A 15,196-nucleotide genomic window follows, 5' to 3' on the forward strand; every position below is an offset into this window, starting at 1 on the left:
CTGCGGCTGTTGCCCGCCGCTAGGGAACCGGCGGTGACGCGTACAGTAGTAGGGCATGAGCGATGAAAAGACGACCGCACCGGTAGCCCCAGTCCACCCCGTAAAACGCGAATTTCACGGCCGCGAATTCGTGGATAATTACGAGTGGATGCGCGATAAGCAATCGCAGGAAACCCTGGATTACCTCAACGCCGAAAATGATTACACCGAGGCGCATACCGGGCACTTGGATGCGATGACGGAAAATATCTTCCAAGAGATTAAATCCCGCATTAAACAAACCGATATGTCCGTGCCAGCCCGCCGCGGTAAGTACTGGTACTACGGCCGCTCCGAAGAGGGGAAGAACTACGGCTATTCCTGCCGCATCCCGGTAGAAGAAGGCAGCGATCCCTGGACCGCGCCGGTGATTCCAGAAGAAGGCAGCCCAGAGGGCGAAGAGATTATCTTGGACGCCAATGCCTTGGCAGAGGGCAAGGATTTCTTCGCCCTTGGTGCGGCCTCCATCTCAGATTCTGGCCGCTACCTGGCCTATTCCGTGGACTTTGCCGGCGACGAGCGCTTTGAGCTGTCCCTTAAGGACCTCGAAACGGGAGAGCTTCTAGAAGATCACCTCACCGGAATTTTCTACGGCGCTACCTGGGCGGGCGATGGCTATATCTTCTACTCTACGGTGGATGATGCCTGGCGCCCGGATGCGGTGTGGCGCCATAAGGTAGGCACCGAGCAGTCCGCGGATGTGCGCGTCTTCCACGAGGAAGATGAGCACTTTAACGTGGGCATCGGCAGTGCCCGCTCCGATAAGTACCTCTTCATCGGGGTGGGGTCGAAGATTACCTCGGAAGCCTGGGTATTGGATACGGAGAACCCCGAAGGCGAATTCCGCCCGCTGTGGCAGCGCGAGACCGGTGTGGACTACGACGTAGACCATGCCGTGGTGGGCGGCGAGGACTACTGGATTGTCACCCACAACGCCACCGGCCCGAACTTCGCAGTGGGCTATGCCAAAGTGGATGCGGAACTTCCCGCTCTGCGCGATCTGCCGGAGCTTCTAGCACACGATGACACCACCCGCATCGAGGGCGTGGATACCTACCGTGACCACATGGTGGTGGGCTACCGCCGCGGTGGCATCGGCCGCGCCGCCATCATGCACGTTGGCGATGACTTCGGAGAATTCGAAGAACTCAATTTCAACGAGGAACTCTTTACCGTCGCCGTGGCCGGTAACCCGGAATGGGATGCGCCGGTAGTGCGCGTGAACTACGTGTCTTATATTCAGCCCGCGCAGCTTTTCGATTACCGCGTGGATACCGGCGAGTACACGCTACTGAAGGAACAAGAAGTCCCCGGTGGCTATGATCCGGATGATTACGTGGCCTACCGCATCTGGTCGACTGCCAGCGATGGCACCAAGATCCCAGTCTCCGTGGTGCACCGTTCCGACTTAGACCGCACCAAGCCCAACCCGACGCTGTTGTATGGCTACGGCTCCTACGAGGCCAGCATGGATCCGTACTTCTCCGCGACCCGGCTATCGCTCATGGACCGCGGCATGATTTATGCGGTTGCCCACGTGCGCGGCGGCGGCGAGATGGGCCGTAAGTGGTACGACGATGGCAAGATGCTGCAGAAGAAAAATACCTTCACCGATTTCATCGCTGTGGCAGATGACCTCATCGAGCGCCGCGTGACCACCCCGGACCAGATGGTGGCTGAAGGCGGGTCCGCCGGCGGCATGCTCATGGGCGCCGTGGCGAATATGGCACCTGACCGCTTTACCGCCATCCAAGCCGTCGTCCCCTTCGTGGATCCGCTGACCTCGATGCTCATGCCGGAGCTTCCCCTTACCGTTCCCGAGTGGGAAGAGTGGGGCGATCCGTACCACGATCCTGAGTACTACGACTACATGAAGTCCTACTCGCCCTACGAGAATGTCGAGGCCAAGGACTATCCGGATATCTTGGCTATCACCTCACTGAACGATACCCGCGTGCTGTACGTGGAACCGGCAAAGTGGATTGCGCAGCTGCGCGCTACGGCCACCGGCGGCGAATTCCTGCTCAAGACGGAAATGGCCGCCGGGCACGGTGGCGTATCTGGCCGCTACGATAAGTGGCGCCAAAACGCCTTCGAATACGCCTGGACCATCAATAAGGCCACCGGCCTGACGGAGTAACCGCACACCGAAGTCGCGCGCTGGCCGGCACCCTGGCCAGCGTTCTGGCCAGCGCGCGGATCTGGCGGTACTGTGCGATAATTTGAGCTATGACTAGCCACCTTCTGGTTTCTATCTCCAGTATTTTTGAGGACACTCGGAAGCAGGCTACAAGCTTCCTGTCGGTTCTGGACCGGGAGGAAATTCCCGTCTCCCTGCTCATCGCCCCGCATATCGATGGCAATTGGCACCTGGCCAAGGACAAGGACACCCAACAGTGGCTCAAGGATCAGGCGGCCGCTGGCCGTCCGCTTATCCTCAATGGCTTTGACCAAGCAGTCCAAGGCCGCCGCGCGGAGTTTGCCAACCTCAATTCTCACGAGGCGAAGCTGCGCCTAGCCGGTGCGACCCGGCAGATGGCGCAAATTGGTTTCGAACCCACCATCTTCGCGCCCCCGCGCTGGCGCATGTCTCCTGGAACATTGCAGGTCCTGCCCAAATTCCCCTTTGAGGCGGCGGCTTCTACCCGCGGCATCCTGGAGGTACCCACCGGGAAATTCCACCAAGCCCGCAACCTTTCTTTTGGTGAGGGCTTTGGTTCTGCCAAGTGGTGGCGCAAGAACATCATCCGCGCGGCAGAGCGCTCCGCCCAGCGCGGCAATACCGTGCGCCTTTCCATCTCCGCCCGCAACCTGGATGACCGCAAGGTCATTAAGGACTTTGTCAAGGCAGCCCGCCGCGCCCTCGATGCGGGCGCTACTCCCGCAGATTACAGCATTTACCTGCCGCGTTAGATCCACGGGGCCTATAGAGTTTTCGAGCTCTAGAACTAGGTATAGCAAATTACCCCTTTCGTTTATTTCGTTTAGGGGCTAATGTGTAGGTTATGACGAACCCGCAAGAAAAAAGCATTGACCGCGCCAAGGCCACAGCGCGCGATGCCCTTCAAAAGCTTAACCGTACGCTCGCTAGTGGCCCCGAACACGGAGAAATCGATATAGTAACTCCAGGATCAGATGAACCTATTCGGTTATCACGCGATGTCGCTGAATTACTTCGTGAAATCCTTGTAAACACGGCCGCTGGGCAGACAGTAAATGTAATCCCCATGAACGCGGAACTGACTACGCAACAGGCTGCAGACCTCCTGAATGTCTCTCGGCCGCATGTCATCAAGCTCATGGACGAAGGAATCCTGAAGGGGCATAAAGTTGGCACCCACCGCCGCCTGTATGCCTCCAGCGTGCAGGAGTTTAAGCGTCATAGAGATCTTGAACAGCGCGCTGCGGCAGATGAGCTCGCAGTACTTTCTGATGAGATGGGCTTGTACGAGTGAGTGGTTTTACGGTGGTCTATGACGCGAACGTACTTTATCCCAGTACGCTTCGCGATATCCTGGTCCGGCTAGCGGGAAGTGGCTATTTTCGTGCCCGCTGGACGGATAAGATACTCGATGAAGTCTTCCGTAACTTGAAAAGCAATCGTCCGGACCTTGATCCGACAAAATTAGCTAGAACTAGGACTTTGATGTGCCAGGCTGTAGATGATTGCCTCGTTACCGGGTATGAGGATTTGGTTGAATCCCTTTCTCTGCCAGACCGCGATGATCGGCATGTCTTGGCTGCAGCGATTCGGTGCGGTGCACAAGTTATTGTCACTGAGAATAAGCGCGATTTTCCCAAGACTGCCCTGATGCCGTTCGACATTGAAGCTCAATCAGCGGATGAGTTTTTGTGTAATCAAATCGATCTCTACGCCCCGCGGGTGCACCAAGCAATCACCTACGCAACCGCGGCCCTTAAGAATCCGCCAAGAACCATCAATGATGTGCTTAATTCACTGGCAAAGGCTGGAGCACCTGAGGCTGCCGAGCTACTTCGCCGTTAGGCTAAGAATCTGTTTCAAGGAGATAGCCTACAAAAGTAAAATCCCAGTTCTTGTCCTTCATAAAGAAAGGGCTTTGAACTGGGATTTAATTATTACTTATTCAGGCCGTTAATGAAGTCCTTCGCCTGCTGCGGGAGCATGCCCCAGATTCCAGCGGGGATGATCTTTTGTAGGTTGCCGGTGGCCGCCATGAAGCCGGGGATGGCGAGAAGGCCGGCCAGGATGGCAAAGCCGATAATGGCGCCGGTGCCAAGTGAGCTGGAGCCGAACCCGAAGCCTGGACCATCGGTGTTGTCATCGTTGCCCTGGTCGTCGCCGCCCGGCGCAACGGTGGATTCATCCTCGCCCAGGGTGAAACCGACCTTCACGGGGTCGTGGTCGGAGGCGCGGAAGGGGGAGTCATCGTAGAAATCCACGGCGTTGTAGTTGCGGCGGGAGTACTCAAAGGCGACGGGTTCGTCGGCGTTGATGTTCCACACTTGGGCATCGGCAAGCGCGCCCGAAGCAACCTCATTGGCCAGGACATGGTCCAAGGTGCCGAGCAGGCCGCCGAACTGGTAAGAGGTATCGGCGCCGTACTTTTCCGCAGGCACGGTGAAGCCATCGTTGCGGAAGACATCGAGTGCGGTTTCGTGGGTGTAGGTATTGAAATCACCCAGGGCGAAAAGCGGCTTATCTTTCCAATTTTCCTGCTTGTGCAGGGCATCGAGCACGGCCTGGGCCTGGGCGTTGCGGACGTTGGGGTTATTGCCCTGGCCGTCGCCGGAATCCTCATCGCCCTTGGCCACCGAGCCCTTGGACTTGAAGTGGTTGGCGACGGCGACGAAGGACTCGTCATCGCTATTGAGCGGCTGGAATTCCTGGGCCAGCGGCTCGCGGGCGGTGCCGGAAAAGCGGGGATCTTGGAAGATGCGGGATTCGCCGATGGGCTTGACCACGCCCTTGTGGTAGATAAACGCGGTGCGGATAACATCGGGGCGCTCAGGGACTTGTTCCTTGGACGGGGAGGGAACGAAGGCCCACTTTTCTGAGCCCGCGGCCTCGTTGAGTTTTTCGGTCAGGCGCTTCAACGCTTTATCGCGCTGGTCAAAGTCCCCGGTAACCGCGTAGCCATCTTCGATTTCGGAAAGACCAATGACATTGGCATCCAGGCCATTGATGGCGGCGACTATCTTGCGCTCTTGGTCCTTTAACGCGGATTCGGTATAGGCGCCGCGGGTCTTGCCGCGGTTGACGGTGACTTTATTGCCCGCGCGGTCGGTATAGGCGCTGCCGCCGAATTCCTCGCCCAGGGAGGTGAAGTAATTCAGCACGTTAAAGGCACCGATGGTGTATTCACCCTTGACATCATCAACGGCGTGCAGCTCCGCATCCCGGGATTCTTCCCAGGAAATGGGGAGATCGGCGCCGGCGGTTTCACCGGTGACCGGCTCGGTGGGCTGGAAGCGCCACTGCTCGTGGGAGTAGCCCACGATGACCGGGTGCTGGAATTCGACGGTATCGGTGGTACGCAGGGATTTGATGGTCTTGCCGCCATCTTGGGCGATATAAGGCAGCGGGGTGTCCTTATCGGTCCTCAAATAATCGCGGGTGCGACCATCATCCAAGGTGACGAGCTTTTCTGCATTATCCTTGGCCAGTTTTTGCAGCTCGGAATTGGGGTCGGTGGAAGGGGAGTGGACATCGGAAGGCTGGCGGAAAGCTTCATCGCCCGGGGCGAGGCCGACCTCGCCGTACTGGTTGAGCGAGTAGTTATTGGTCACGGTGTGCGTGCCGGGTTGGATGAGCATGTGCTCAAAGGGCTCGCGGGCGCCGTCGCCTTGGGGCAGCTCGTCCACGGCGAGCGGGGTGACTTCCTCCAACGCGGTATCGAGCTGCTTGACGGAAGAAGCGCTGACCTGGGTGGCGCCGAAGTACTCGGATACCTGGCCGGTGACCTCTACGGAATCGCCGATGCTGGGGTATTTATCGGCGCCCTTTTTGCCCATGTGGACAAAAAGCGCCTGGGAGGTATCGGTGGCCTCTTGGCCGGTGCCGCCGGTCTGAATGGTAAAGCCGTTCAGGCCACCCTCGCTCCACACGCCGGTGACAACGCCCTGGGTAGCAACGTTCTTGCCCTCGAGCGGGGAGGCATCGCCGGTGCCTTGGATTTCAGCGATCGGGGTAATGCCCTCGGGCGCGGGAAGGTTCTCGGAATCATCGGAGCTGCCCGAGTCACCCGATCCGCCTGGCTGCGGGGCAGGGGACTCGTTGCCGGAATTGGTGGGATTTGGCCTACCGACGGTGAAGTCCGCGGAGTTGTCATCGGTATCGGTGCCCGCCGCGTTGCGGGAAGCGGAGGTGTCATTGGATAGCGCGCCGGTGGCAGCTCCTTCAGACTTGGAGGCGGCACCGTAACCTATGAGGTCGATGGTATTACCGGTGGCATCGGCAAGCTGCACCGAGCCCTTCGTGCCGGACATATTGACCTTGCCTTCTGCATCCGGGGCGGGAAGAGCCTGGGCCTGGCCATTGCCGGCGGCAGCCTGTACCAGGTAGTAACCGTGGGGAGCGATGGTGCCGGACAGGGTGATCTTGCCGCCGCTATTGCCGTTGGAAGCAAAGTACTCCACGGACCAGCCGGTGAGATCGATTGCGGCATCGGTGGGGTTATAAAGCTCGATGAAATCATTGGAAAAGCTCGCACCCTTGTTTCCGCCACCGCCGTAGACCTCAGAGATGACCGCGGTGGAATTATCCGGGGCGGCCATGGCGGAAGGCACCGCAATGGATAGGGAGAGGGTGGAGAAACCGGCAGCGAGGGCTACCCTGCCAAGGCGGCGAAGAGCCATAGAAGTCACCTTAATCATAGAGAAAGTTGTCATGGACGCCTTTTATTTTTACTCGCTGAACTATCGGTGTACCCGGGACCGCTTTGGGCGGGTTTCGCGCGAGCAGGCAGTGAAACCTGGGTGCCGCGCAAAATTCGTTTTCCTGTTGGTGGTAATTTACGCGGAGTTTGCTTTACCGGGGTGAAAACCCTGCAGTGGGGGTATATCTAGGGATTGGGCGGGGGTATGACTACACTGAATCGGGCAGACCTAAGCCCCATACAGTAAGGCAAAAATTTCATGGCTCGTGTAGTTGTCAATGTCATGCCCAAGGCGGAAATTCTGGATCCGCAGGGCCAAGCTGTCGTCCGCGCATTGGGTCGCATCGGAGTATCCGGTGTCAGCGATGTGCGCCAAGGAAAGCGCTTCGAACTCGAGGTAGATGATTCCGTTACCGCAGAGGAACTGGATAAGGTAGCAGAAACGCTGCTGGCTAATACCGTCATCGAGGACTACGAGGTTACGCAGCTGGAGGTCAAGTAAGTGACCGCAAAAATCGGAGTAATCACCTTCCCCGGCACCCTGGATGATGTGGATGCCGCCCGCGCCGCCCGCACCGCCGGCGCCGAGGTCATAAACCTCTGGCACGCGGATGCTGATCTGCGCGGCGTGGACGCGGTAGTCGTGCCGGGGGGATTTTCCTATGGTGACTACCTGCGCTCGGGCGCTATTTCGGCGCTCGCCCCCGTCATGCGCAGCGTCATCGACCGCGCTAAGGCGGGAATGCCGGTACTCGGCATTTGCAATGGTTTCCAAATCTTGACTGAAGCAGGCCTCTTGCCGGGCGCATTGACCCGGAATAAGGGCCTGCATTTTCATTGCACCGATACTTACCTGGAGGTGGAGCACTCCACCACGGCCTGGACCAGCGAGTTTGAAAAAGGCCAAAAGATTTTGGTGCCCGCCAAGCACGGCGAGGGCCGCTTCCAGGCAGGCGATGACGATATCGCCCGTATCGAGGGCGAAGGCCGCGTGGTCTTCCGCTATACCGATAATTACAACGGCTCCATCAATGGCATTGCCGGGGTAAGCGATGAGTCCGGCCGCATCGTAGGCCTCATGCCGCACCCAGAACACGCCATTGACCCGCTGACCGGCCCATCCACCGACGGATTGGGACTATTCGTATCCGCCATCAAGGCCGTCGCGGAAGCGCCGGCGGTTTAAGGAGGCCACCTACATGACCGTTTCTAATGACACCGTAGACAAGGCGCAGTCCACCCCGGATGAGCAGCAGCCGTACGTTGAGCTCGGCCTGAAGGATGACGAATACCAGCGCATCCACGATATTTTGGGCCGGCGCCCCACCGACGCGGAGCTGACCATGTACTCCGTGATGTGGTCCGAACACTGCTCCTATAAGTCCTCCAAGACGCACCTGCGCTACTTTGGTGAGACCATGACGGAGGAGATGGGGGAGAAGATCCTGGCCGGCATTGGTGAAAACGCCGGCGTGGTGGACATCGGCGATGGCAACGCGGTGACCTTCCGCGTGGAATCGCACAACCACCCCTCCTACGTGGAGCCCTACCAGGGCGCGGCGACCGGCGTGGGCGGCATCGTCCGCGACATCATGGCCATGGGGGCGCGCCCCATCGCCGTGATGGATCAGCTGCGCTTTGGGCCTGCCGATGCCCCCGATACCAAGCGCGTGCTACCCGGCGTCGTATCCGGCGTGGGCGGCTACGGCAACTCCTTGGGCCTGCCCAATATTGGCGGCGAGACCGTCTTTGATGAAACCTATGCCGGTAACCCGCTGGTCAACGCCCTGTGTGTGGGTACGCTCAAGGTCGATGACCTGAAACTCGCCTTCGCCTCCGGCAAGGGTAATAAGGTCATGCTCTTTGGCTCCCGCACCGGCCTGGACGGCATCGGCGGCGTATCCGTGCTGGCCTCCGATACCTTTGAGGACGGCGCGGAGCGCAAGCTGCCGGCCGTGCAGGTGGGCGACCCCTTCGCAGAAAAGGTGCTCATCGAATGCTGCCTGGACCTCTACCACGCCGGCGTTGTGGTGGGCATCCAGGACTTGGGCGGCGCTGGCCTGGCCTGTGCCACCTCTGAGCTGGCAGCTTCCGGCGATGGCGGCATGGAGGTCAACCTCGATGCGGTACCGCTGCGCGCGGAAAACATGACCGCAGCGGAAATCCTTGCCTCCGAGTCCCAGGAGCGCATGTGCGCCGTCGTGGCACCGGAAAACGTGGAGAAGTTCCGCGAAATCTGCGAGCACTGGGAGGTCACCTGCGCCGAAATCGGTGAGGTTACTGAGGGCGATCACCTGGTCATCCGCCACCAGGGCGAGGTCGTTGTCGATGCGCCGGCTGGCACCATCGCGGATGAAGCACCCGTCTACGAGCGCCCTTACGCACGCCCCGTGTGGCAGGATGATCTGCAGAAATACCAGGGCACGGACAAGCGCGGCCTGGTGGAATCTCTGCAGAAGCTCATTTCCTCGCCTTCGCTGTGCTCGCGCGATTTCATCATGAATCAGTATGACCGCTACGTGCGCGGCAATACCGTCCAGTCCCACCACGCGGACGCGGGTGTGCTGCGCATCGATGAGGAGACCGGTCGCGGCGTCGCCGTTTCCGCCGATGCCTCCGGCCGCTACACCAAGCTGGATCCGAACATGGGCGCGCGCTTGGCCTTGGCGGAGGCCTACCGCAACGTCGCGGTTACCGGCGCGAAGCCCGTTGCGATTACCAACTGCCTGAACTACGGTTCGCCGGAAAACCCGGACGTGATGTGGCAGTTCCGCGAATCCGTGCATGGGCTTGCCGATGCCGCCGTTGAACTTTCCATCCCCGTCTCCGGCGGCAACGTCTCCTTCTACAATCAGACCGGCTCCGAGCCCATCCTGCCCACCCCGGTCGTTGGCGTGCTCGGTGTTATCGACGATGTGCACCAGGCCATTGGCAATAACCTGGGAACCGTCAATGAGAAGGAAGTCCTCATCGCCTTGGGTGAGACCAAGGATGAGTTCGGCGGTTCCATCTGGCAGCTGGTGAGCGCCGAGGGCGCCGATAAGGACAACCTCAACGGCTTGCCGCCGCAGGTGGACATGGCCAATGAGAAGCGCCTCGCGGATTTCTTCGACGGTAACGATCTGCTCACCGCCGCGCACGATGTCTCCGAGGGCGGCCTGGCCGTTGCCGCCTTTGAGATGGCCAAGCGTGCCGGTGCGCCTGCCGATGCCGCCGGCCTCGGCCTCGACCTCGATCTCACTGCCGTGCACGAGGACGCCTTCACCGCGGCCTTCTCCGAGTCCGCTTCCCGCGCGCTCGTGGCCACCACCGCTGACCGCGCCGATAAGGTGCTCGCCCGTGCCGCTGAGTTTGGCATCCCAGCAGTCATCGTGGGTGAGACCACCGAAACTGGTGCGCTTACCTTGGGTGGCGAATCCGTGGCCATCTCTCAGTTGGTTGAGGCATGGTCTGCTACTTTGCCTGACCTCTTCGGTCACGCCGTGGGCGCTAACTCCGTTGTGGAGTAAGCCAGCCCCTGTCACCGCTTAGCTCAAGCCCGGCTTTGGCCGGGCTTGAGGAGCATTTAGACTATCTTCGATGATCGGGGTCGCTGCCCAATGAGCATCGCCCTTTCTCTCTGTCTCGAATCGTAATTTTTATATTAGGAGTCACATGAGCGCGCATTCCCGCCATCAAGCCTCCGCGCCCGCAACAACAGTGCTGCGGTGGTACCACCATGGTATTGGGCTGGTGTTTGGCCTCGTGGTTGCCGTAATTTCCGCCGGAAAACTGAATTACGGTGACTGGGGTGCGCTATGGATTGCTGGATTGCTCGTCCGCGATGGAAACCGGGAGCATTTATATAGAATCGATGAACGCGATTTCGCACTGCCACGTGGTGATGTGTGGTTAGACACCATCGCCCACTCTGATGTCACTGAATTCCCGCACCCTTATGTTCACGTCCCCTTTCTCGCGGATGTGATGAGCTTGGTCGTGCGAGTCATCAGCTTTGATGTCTCCGTGATATTGCTCGCGATTGCTTCCGGTTGGGCGTTGGTGGTGCTGATAGTCTCCGCCTGGTTCTTGTGGTTTGAGGAAGAGATAGCGACCATTACCTTGCTTTTCGGAATCCTCTTGGGCTGGGCATCGATAGCTTTTCAATCATCGTTATTTCTTGGCCAGACGAGCCCACTGATTTTTGCGGGCGTTGCATACGGCCTTGCTGCTGCTCGCGTGCACCCAGTACGCGCAGGAATTGCACTAGGACTTGTATCTGCAGTAAAGCTAACCCCCATTATCCTCGTGCTCATCTGTGTGGTCTTTCCGCGGGCGCGCAAAGCGGGATTGGTAGCACTTGGGACAGGAGCCGTTGCTGTGCTCTACTCAATCGTCGTTTCTGGCTGGGACGTGTTTACCTCTTGGTGGGATACCCTGCAGGACATCAAGGCGGCAATAATGGTCGCTCCTGTCAACGGGTCGATTGCTTCCCAACTGAGCACCAATCGCGTTGAAGATGACAGCATTCTTGTCACCATCGTTCATGATCCTTCACTGGCTGCCAGCCTTATTCCGCCTTTTGTAACCCTGGCATTAATTGCGCTGGTTATTGTTACCGCTTTACGCTCACAGGAGCCGTGGCGCATTGCTGCCGTCGGCATCTTTACGGTTCTCACGGCTACCGGCAATATCTTGTGGGATCATTACGTCTTGTGCGCCGTATTGCCACTGCTAGGCGTTCTGGCACGCGGGCAGAATCGCATCATTTATGTTGTGCCGGTCTTAGGTCTCTTCTTGTTCCCACCGCTGGCCAGGGCAGATTCTGAAATGTGGTTGTCATGGTCCTCGTTGATTGTCTTGGTGGGCTTTGTAATCGCACTGTGCATCGCGGAGCTAAGCCGAAAGGACGCCTTGCCTCTGCGGGATCGCCGCCTTTCCTTCAAAAAGGCGAGTTAGTAAGCGGCTTTTCTCCACTAAAGCCACCACCGCGCCTCTCCGGAACCGAGGACTTGAAGATCGTTGCTCGGCCGCTATCCACCCAATGATTCTGGTACCCACTCAGTGATGATGTATGCCCACGGCCGGTCATATGGTGCTGAACGCGCTTGCCGGTGCCGCCGGCCTCGACCGGGCCGTTTGCTTGGTTTACGCTACTATTTAAGATCTACGGATAGTGAAGGAGGATCGTCATGGCACCTGTACGAGTGACGATTCAACCTGCTGTGCTGGCTTGGGCGGTATCCCGCACTAGGCTCTCAGAATCCGCGCTACTCAAGCATTTTCCCAAAATCCATGAATGGGAAACTGGTGAAGAGCGTCCCACTCTAAAACAAGCGAAAGACCTAGCGAAAAAAGCTCACATTCCTTTCGGCAGGCTGCTTCTCGATGTTCCTACAGGCGATGAGGTCGAGGTCGCGGACTTTAGAACCGTGCGCAATGAACAGCTCGATACGGTCAGCCCAGAGCTGCAGGAAGTCATGTTCGCTTCCCAGACGCGCCTCGATTGGTACGCCGAATACGCACGGGACATAGGAATTGATCCGCCGGAACTTTTCCGTAGCGCGACGATTTCTGAGTCTGCAGCTGTTGCCGCTAGTAGCGTTCGGGATGCACTCCGCCTCAAGCAAGAAGCTCCTCTTCCTGGGCGTGACAAAGTTCGTGAATTGGTTTCCTTGATGGAAGATGCTGGGATACTCGTTGCCCGAAACTCCATTGCTGAAAACTCCACCCGCAGGGCACTTAATACAGAAGAATTTCGTGGATTTACCCTTGAGGAGGATGGCTACTGCCTAGTTTTCATCAATACTCGTGATGCCAAGACAGCCCAGCTTTTCAGTCTTGCGCACGAATTGGCGCACGTTGTGCTTGGCAAACCCGGAATTTCTGACCACTCGGAGCGCCTACAAACCGAGCAATGGTGTAATCAATTTGCTGCGGCTTTCTTGTGCCCAGGGCGTTCTCTGCGGGAGAAATTGCAGCCCACTGACGAGCTAGAAGAACAGGTCTTAACGCTATCCAAGATATACGGTATGAGCCGCGAAGCATTGTTGTGGCGGCTGGTAGGACTTGGAATGGTCCCACAAGAAGAAGCTATTCCACTTGCGGCACGGTTCCGGAAAGAACAGGCGCTAATTAAGACTTCGCGAGATGCTAAAGGTGCGCCTCCTCGCCATGTTTTAATTAAAGCAAGGGTGGGAGAGAGATTTTTTGAGACAGTATTAGGCGCCGCAGAATCAGGAGCCCTACTTGAAAAACAAGCTGCAAGTCTTCTGGGAACAACTACGTATGATTCCTTTGAAAAGCTTGTGTCGTCTGCACGATCTTCGGGCAGAAAAGCGGTATAAGCGATGTACATCATTGATACGAGTTTTCTTGGTGAGTTAACGACTACTTATCCAGAAGACATATTCCCCAGCCTGTGGAAAGAGCTTGAGATGAAGCTTTTTGTTCCGGGTATTTACTTCCATGATGAGGTCCACGAAGAAATGAAGAACTGGGGGCATCCTCGCTTTGCGTGGTATGAAAACCTTGTCCGTCCCAGTCAGCGGTTATCTCCTGATGAGGCAGAGATCCTAGTTTATGAAGAAATGACACGTTGGGTCAGTACGGAGCGCGAGCCTAAATACAAACCAAACGCAGTAAATATATTTTTGGATGCTGCAGATTCTTGGTTAGTTGCCTCCGCGTATCGGCATAAAGCGAAGATTGTGACCAACGAGAAACCCGCTCCAAATGGAAAAGCACGAGTGAAGATTCCGGATGTAGCACAGCACTTTGACGTCGAGTGTTTGGAGGGTATTGATTTCTTAAGAAAACTTAATATTAGTATTTAGTCTCCTGCATGTGGCATAGAACTTTGTGGAGCTAAAATCGTGTGTATGTAGGTGAATATCTCGTCCGCGAGAGCATCGCTATGGTACTTCGAAAACATCGTCGTGCCCTTACACATTTGGCCGAGTCCCAATTTATGGGACTTGACCCTTTTGAATCGGAGATTATTCATTTCTTTCCCACTTTATTCGTCTGGTTCAAGTTAGCCAGGCTGTGGGCGTGACGCCGATCCTCTTACTAAAAGCAGAATCATCACCACGCATTCCCAGAAGCGAGGACTACCGTTGCCGGTATGAAGATCGTTGCCCGGCTGCTGTCCGCCCCGCTTGCGCTTGTAGCTTTCCTAGCGTTGTGGCTTGCGGTGGCGCCGTTTACGCCGCATATTCCGTATTGGGGCGCGGGTGCGCTTATTGGCCCGCAGTATGTCGGGCCGGTGGTTATCTTTTCCCTTATCCTTCTGGTCCTAGCGGTACTAGGAAGGTTCGCCTCCCGCAGCTTTTACGTGCCAGGCGCGTTCGCGGCGGTTGCGCTCATTGCAGGCATAACGCTTTTTGGGACGCAGATTCATGCTGCGAAGGAGCAGGGGACCGACGTGGATATTCGCGCCGCGTTGAGCTGGGCTGGTGTGGAAAGCACCGACGAGGGCCCTGATCACACCGTGGCCTACGATTCCTTCCATGACGAGGACCTGGACATGGATATCTATGAGCCCAATGATGGCGGCATCCACCCGGTGATGATGTATGTCCACGGCGGCGGCTGGGATCAGATGAACAAGCGCTCCCAGGCATTTAATATGCGTCAGATGGCGCAGCGTGGCTACCTCGTATTATCCATCGATTACACGCTGTCCAGCTTGGATCAGCCCACGTGGAAGGTGGCAGCAGGGCAGGTGGGCTGCGCGATGAATTGGGTCAATGCCCACGCGGCGGATTATGACGGCGACCCGGAGCGCTTCTTTATGTACGGCGAATCTGCGGGCGGCCAGTTGGTGCTGAATGCGACTGCCGATGCCGCCGCGCACCCCAACCACCTACCTTCCGCCGATTGCCCCGGCACACCGGCCGTTCCCCGCGCCGTGTATGCGGATTCACCGGCCCTCGATGTCCGCCACATCTATGACTCCGACGATGCCTATGCCGCGCCAGGCTCCCGCGATACCGTGCAGAAATACCTGGGTGGAACGCCGGAGGAATATCCCGACCGTGCAGATTTTGTTACCTCGGCGACGCACCTTACTTCGGACATGCCACCCATCAAGATTGTCCGTAGCGATAACGATCGCCTCGTCCCGCCGGAAAGCTATGACGATTTTCGCCGCATAGCGCATGAAAAGAATATCGACCTGAGCGAGTACGTGCGCCCACACGCTGACCACGCATCGGCGCTTAGCGCTCACGGAGTCTGGAACCAGCACTTGCTCCAGGCGATGCCCCAGTTCTTCGCCGAGCACGATCCGCAAGGTTCTTAAGTACCCGAAGACCCTG

The 15,196-nt window shown here is 57.8% G+C and carries 12 protein-coding genes; 11 read left to right on the plus strand and 1 reads right to left on the minus strand.

The features are described from left to right. Nucleotides 1-55 precede the first annotated feature (55 nt). The 4 genes from QP891_RS06340 to QP891_RS06355 all read left to right on the plus strand — a co-directional run bounded on the left by QP891_RS06340 (nucleotide 56) and on the right by QP891_RS06355 (nucleotide 4,045). Nucleotides 56-2,179 (plus strand): S9 family peptidase, encoded by a 2,124-nt coding sequence (locus QP891_RS06340; protein WP_284770358.1) that lies wholly within the window; start codon nucleotides 56-58, stop codon nucleotides 2,177-2,179. 89 nt (nucleotides 2,180-2,268) lie between these two features. Further along, a complete protein-coding gene (locus tag QP891_RS06345; protein ID WP_005279578.1) occupies nucleotides 2,269-2,952 on the plus strand; it encodes a DUF2334 domain-containing protein in 684 nt (227 codons plus the stop codon). A 92-nt stretch (nucleotides 2,953-3,044) separates the two neighbouring features. Then, entirely contained in the window at nucleotides 3,045-3,494 is a 450-nt protein-coding gene (locus QP891_RS06350) for an excisionase family DNA-binding protein (protein ID WP_284770360.1), read from the plus strand. After that, the gene (locus QP891_RS06355; RefSeq protein ID WP_284770361.1) at nucleotides 3,491-4,045 is read left to right on the plus strand and encodes a PIN domain-containing protein; all 555 of its coding nucleotides are present in this window, start codon (nucleotides 3,491-3,493) and stop codon (nucleotides 4,043-4,045) included. The genes QP891_RS06350 and QP891_RS06355 overlap by 4 nt, the downstream gene beginning before the upstream one ends. 92 nt (nucleotides 4,046-4,137) lie before the next feature. Here QP891_RS06355 and QP891_RS06360 read toward each other — a convergent pair whose 3' ends face one another. Further along, entirely contained in the window at nucleotides 4,138-6,876 is a 2,739-nt protein-coding gene (locus tag QP891_RS06360) for an ExeM/NucH family extracellular endonuclease (protein WP_284770362.1), read from the minus strand. 279 nt (nucleotides 6,877-7,155) lie between these two features. On the opposite strand from QP891_RS06360, the gene purS reads away from it, so the two are divergent. The 7 genes from purS to QP891_RS06395 all read left to right on the plus strand — a co-directional run bounded on the left by purS (nucleotide 7,156) and on the right by QP891_RS06395 (nucleotide 15,180). Further along, nucleotides 7,156-7,398: a phosphoribosylformylglycinamidine synthase subunit PurS gene (gene purS, locus QP891_RS06365; protein WP_005279580.1), complete on the plus strand. Its 243-nt coding sequence runs from the start codon at nucleotides 7,156-7,158 to the stop codon at nucleotides 7,396-7,398. After that, entirely contained in the window at nucleotides 7,399-8,082 is a 684-nt protein-coding gene (gene purQ / locus QP891_RS06370; protein WP_023029203.1) for a phosphoribosylformylglycinamidine synthase subunit PurQ, read from the plus strand. 13 nt (nucleotides 8,083-8,095) lie between these two features. Continuing rightward, nucleotides 8,096-10,405, plus strand: a complete 2,310-nt coding sequence (gene purL, locus QP891_RS06375) for a phosphoribosylformylglycinamidine synthase subunit PurL (protein WP_284770363.1) — start codon at nucleotides 8,096-8,098, stop codon at nucleotides 10,403-10,405. 145 nt (nucleotides 10,406-10,550) lie between these two features. Further along, a complete protein-coding gene (locus QP891_RS06380) occupies nucleotides 10,551-11,834 on the plus strand; it encodes a glycosyltransferase family 87 protein (RefSeq protein WP_284770364.1) in 1,284 nt (427 codons plus the stop codon). A 233-nt stretch (nucleotides 11,835-12,067) separates the two neighbouring features. Next, the gene (locus QP891_RS06385; RefSeq protein WP_284770365.1) at nucleotides 12,068-13,222 is read left to right on the plus strand and encodes an ImmA/IrrE family metallo-endopeptidase; all 1,155 of its coding nucleotides are present in this window, start codon (nucleotides 12,068-12,070) and stop codon (nucleotides 13,220-13,222) included. Nucleotides 13,223-13,225: 3 nt separating this feature from the next. Then, on the plus strand, nucleotides 13,226-13,711 hold the full coding sequence (locus QP891_RS06390; RefSeq protein WP_284770366.1) for a DUF4411 family protein: 486 nt from the start codon (nucleotides 13,226-13,228) through the stop codon (nucleotides 13,709-13,711). Nucleotides 13,712-14,001: 290 nt separating this feature from the next. Further along, nucleotides 14,002-15,180, plus strand: coding sequence for an alpha/beta hydrolase family protein (locus QP891_RS06395; RefSeq protein WP_284770367.1), 1,179 nt, complete (start codon nucleotides 14,002-14,004; stop codon nucleotides 15,178-15,180). Nucleotides 15,181-15,196: the final 16 nt, after the last annotated feature.

This window comes from Corynebacterium sp. MSK310, from assembly GCF_030227355.1.
Taxonomy (GTDB): domain Bacteria; phylum Actinomycetota; class Actinomycetes; order Mycobacteriales; family Mycobacteriaceae; genus Corynebacterium; species Corynebacterium rhinophilum.